This is a genomic window from Rhodococcus sp. P3_B8, from assembly GCF_056402775.1.
Genome location: NZ_JBFUGT010000442.1, coordinates 1 through 4202, shown reverse-complemented (window position 1 = coordinate 4202; position 4202 = coordinate 1). Strand labels below are relative to the sequence as shown.

Below are 4202 nucleotides of genomic sequence, written 5' to 3'. Positions count from 1 at the left end.
GACGAGGCCACCATGGCGCAGGAGCAGGCGATGGTCGATGCCGGTCACCATGCCGGTGGTGTCGACGACGTCGAGGGCATCGTCCCGCAGATGAAGGCGACGCCGGGGATGCCGTTCCGGCAGGCTGTCGCCCGCCGGCAGGAACGTGTCCGGCACATCATGCACACCCTGCCGGAGAATGCCCAGATCGCCATCCAGGAAAGCCTCGACGAGACTTCCGGCGGAAACGGCGGCGGCGGCTACGACTACGCATACAGCCAGGAAGACACTCAGGTCATCCCCGCATACCGGGGCGAAGGATACGAAAACACCACTCACGGGCAAGGGTAGGCATATCGGATGGGGGTTACCCGCAGCTCGGTCTTGCGGCCGGTCAACGGTGCGCTGACACAGGCCGGAAACATCGTCGAGCTCTTTGTCGACGTTGCACGAAACACGTTCAAGCGGCCGTTCCAGTTCCGCGAGTTCATCGAACAGGCCTGGTTCATCGCCAGCGTCACGATCCTGCCGACGGCGATGGTCGCGATTCCGTTCGGCGCAGTGGTGTCACTGCAGACCGGATCGCTCATCAAGCAGCTCGGTGCAGAGTCGTTCACGGGAGCGGCCAGCGTGCTCGCCGTCATCCAGCAGGGTTCCCCGCTGGTGACGGCACTACTGGTGGCCGGGGCTGCGGGCTCGGCCGTCACGGCGGATCTCGGTGCGCGGACGATCCGCGAAGAGATCGACGCCATGGAAGTTCTCGGTATCAACCCGATTCAGCGACTCGTCGTGCCTCGGGTGCTTGCCATGGTTCTCGTCGCGATCCTGCTGAACGGCCTCGTGTCCGTGGTCGGTATCGCCGGCGGGTACTTCTTCAACGTCATCCTCCAAGGGGGTAATCCCGGTGCGTACCTGGCATCGTTCTCGGCCTTCGCCCAGCTTCCCGACATCTGGGTCGGCGAGCTCAAGGCGGCCGTCTTCGGTGTCATCGCCGGTGTCATCGCCGCGTACAAGGGGCTCCATCCGAAGGGTGGACCCAAGGGCGTCGGTGACGCGGTGAACCAGTCGGTGGTGATCACGTTCCTGCTGCTGTTCTTCGCGAACCTGATCCTGACCATGGTGTACCTCCAGATCGTTCCGGCGAAGGGATCGTGACCCCATGACAATCGCCAAGGGACGTGGTGACCGGACTCTGATGGCGGCACGCCGAGTCGGTCGTGCGCCGCTCAACGTGCTCGACCGGGCCGGCGAGCAGATGTCGTTCTACGCCAGGGCAATCGCCTGGTCGCCCCACACTCTCGTGCACTACCGCAAGGAAGTGCTCCGGCTGCTCGCCGAGGTCACGTTCGGCAGCGGCGCGCTCGCCGTCATCGGCGGCACCATCGGCGTCATCGCGATGATGTCCGGCTTCACCGGCGTCGTCGTCGGACTGCAGGGATTCGCCGCGCTCGAACAGCTGGGCAGCTCGGTGCTCACCGGCTTCCTGTCGGCCTACGTCAACACCCGTGAGATCGCGCCGATCGTTGCGGCACTCGCGCTCTCGGCCACCGTCGGTTGTGGTTTCACCGCGCAGCTCGGCGCCATGCGGATCTCGGAGGAGATCGACGCGCTGGAGGTCATGGCGGTGCCGAGTGTGCCGTTCCTCGTCACCACCCGCATGATCGCGGGATTCGTCGCTGTCATCCCGCTGTACATCGTCGGTCTGCTCGCGGCCTACCTCGCGTCCCGCATCATCAGTACCGTGTTCAACGGCCAGTCGACCGGCTCGTACGACCACTACTTCAATTTGTTCCTGCCACCGCAGGACGTCCTCTATTCGTTCGCGAAAGTGCTGATCTTCGCGTTCGTGCTGATCCTGATCCATTGCTACTACGGCTATCACGCCTCCGGTGGTCCCGCCGGTGTCGGTGTGGCCGTGGGTCGGGCGGTCCGCACCGCGATCGTCACCATCGCCGTTCTCGACTTCTTCCTGAGCCTCGCCATCTGGGGCACGACGACCACAGTGAGGGTGGCCGGATGAGCAACACGACATCTGTTGTGGGTCGACGGGTGCTGGGGCTGGTGTTCTTCCTTGTCCTCGCGTTGTTCCTGGTCTTCACCATCGGCATGTTCAACAAGACGTTCACCAAGGTCGTCAAGATCGACCTCCTCACCGATACCGCCGGAAATGCCCTGCCGCCCAACGCTGACGTGAAGGTCCGTGGCCTCATCGTCGGCGAGGTGCGCTCGGCATCCTCCCAGGAGGGCGAGGTCACCCTGGCTCTCGCGATCCAGCCCGACAAGGCGCAGCTGATTCCGTCCAACACGACGGCGCGGTTGCTGCCCAAGACGCTGTTCGGTGAGCGCTATGTGTCGCTGATCGTTCCCGAGGGCGACACCGCTCCGCCGATCCAGGCCGGCGACACGCTGCGTCAGGACAAGAGCGGCAACGCCGTCGAGGTCGGCGAGGTTCTCGACGGTCTGCTGCCGCTGCTGCAGGCGATTCCGCCGCAGGACCTGGCGAATACGCTCGGCGCGCTGTCCCAGGGACTGAGCGGCCGCGGCGCCGAACTCGGCCTGACGCTCGACCGTCTCGAGGAGATCTTCGGCGGGCTGAACACTGAACTTCCTGCCATCCAGGAGGATCTGCGCGGTCTGGCAGATTTCTCGCAGACGTACTCCGAGGCGGCACCCGACCTGGTCAACGCCCTCGACAACCTGCGTACCACCGGAAATACCGTGGTGGAGAAGCAGGGCGAGATCTCCACGTTGCTTGCGTCGCTGACCGGAACCGCGTCCAGCACCGCGGATCTCCTGCAGACCAACGCCGAATCGATCGTCAGTATCGCCGCCGATTCGCGTGAGGCACTGCAGATCCTCGGCCGTTACTCGCCGAGCTTCGGCTGCACGTTCGCCGGCTTCGCCAAGTCCGCTCCCGTCGCCCGTGAACTGCTGGCACCGGACGATCCGTACCCGGGCGTGCGTGCCAGCGTGCAGTTCGTCAATCCGAAGGGTCGCTACGTGCCCAACCAGGATGAGCCGCGGCTGCTCGACAACCGCGGACCGGCTTGCTATGACAACGTCACCGCTCCGGGTGGAAAGTTCCCGCAGTACCCGGGTGGGTCGTCCTACAACGACGGTGCCTACCAGGTGCCCTCGCGGAATCCCGGCCCGTCGACCATCGACTTCCTCCCGGCGCCCGCCGGCGTCCCCGATCAGGTCCCGGGCTACGGAGCCGAGGTCACACCCGCGAGTTACGCGGGTTCGAAGATGGAGCAGGACACGTTGGACGTCGTCTACGGCGAGGCCGGGGGCATGGCGCCGGAGGACGTGCCGAGTTGGACGACACTCGTCGGCGCGCCGACCATGAGGGGGACAGAGGTGAGCTTCAAGTGAGGGGCCTGGCCGCACCATTGGTCAAGCTGATCGTGTTCGCCGTGGTCACCATCCTCGCGACCGGTCTGCTGGCCGCCACCATCGCCAACCTCGGTGGCGGCGGTGGCACCAAGTTCAACGCGATCTTCTCGGACGTCACCTCGCTCAACRAGGGCGACGAGGTCCGCATCGCCGGTGTGCGCGTGGGCCAGGTCGAGAAGATCGCGATCCACGACGACCGCGAGGCAGAGGTCCAGTTCACGGTGTCGGAACGGGACTGGCTGCCCGCCAGCACCACCGCGACCATCCGCTTCCGGAACCTTGTGGGGCAGCGCTACATCGCGCTCGAACAGGGCGAGGGGCAGCAGGGAATGAAGATGAGCGGCGGCGACACCATTCCGATGGAGCGGACGAAGCCTGCCGTCAACCTCACCACGCTGTTCGACGGGTTCCGTCCGCTGTTCCAGACCCTCAGCGCCGACGACGTGAACAAGTTGTCGTACCAGATCATCCAGGTGTTCCAGGGTGAGTCGGGAACCATCACGGAACTCGTCAAGAACACGGCAAGCCTCACCAACACGGTCGCCGACAAGGATCGGGTGATCGGTGCGGTGATCAACAACCTCAACGACGTGCTGGCCACGGTGAATCAGCGTGACGATCAACTCGATTCGCTGATCGTCAACACCCAGCAACTCGTCACGGGCCTGGCGAACGAGCGGGGAACTGTCGGTTCTGCGGTGACGTCCCTCGCGGGACTCACCGACGCGACCGCCGACCTGCTCGAACCCACCCGACCGTCCATCCAGGAATCCATCACGTCGCTGAACACGCTGGCGACGACGTTGAACCGTAACTCCGACACGGTC

Annotated in this window: 4 protein-coding genes and 1 pseudogene; all 5 read left to right on the top strand. The window is 64.9% G+C overall.

Annotated elements, in window-relative coordinates; translation table 11 throughout:
- Positions 1 to 330, top strand: a pseudogene (locus AC1D1G_RS42465) (ABC transporter ATP-binding protein); the annotation flags it as partial.
- A gap of 9 nt (positions 331 to 339) precedes the next feature.
- Positions 340 to 1134 carry an MlaE family ABC transporter permease gene (locus tag AC1D1G_RS42460; protein ID WP_005252107.1) on the top strand — a complete coding sequence of 265 codons (795 nt, stop codon included), beginning with the start codon at positions 340 to 342 and terminating at the stop codon, positions 1132 to 1134.
- Between the two features lie 4 nt (positions 1135 to 1138).
- On the top strand, positions 1139 to 1999 hold the full coding sequence (locus AC1D1G_RS42455; protein WP_025433123.1) for an MlaE family ABC transporter permease: 861 nt from the start codon (positions 1139 to 1141) through the stop codon (positions 1997 to 1999).
- On the top strand, positions 1996 to 3354 hold the full coding sequence (locus tag AC1D1G_RS42450) for an MCE family protein (protein WP_280779926.1): 1359 nt from the start codon (positions 1996 to 1998) through the stop codon (positions 3352 to 3354). The genes AC1D1G_RS42455 and AC1D1G_RS42450 overlap by 4 nt, the downstream gene beginning before the upstream one ends.
- On the top strand, positions 3351 to 4202 hold an 852-nt coding region (locus AC1D1G_RS42445; RefSeq protein ID WP_477956625.1), incomplete at its 3' end, for an MCE family protein. The genes AC1D1G_RS42450 and AC1D1G_RS42445, both read left to right, overlap by 4 nt.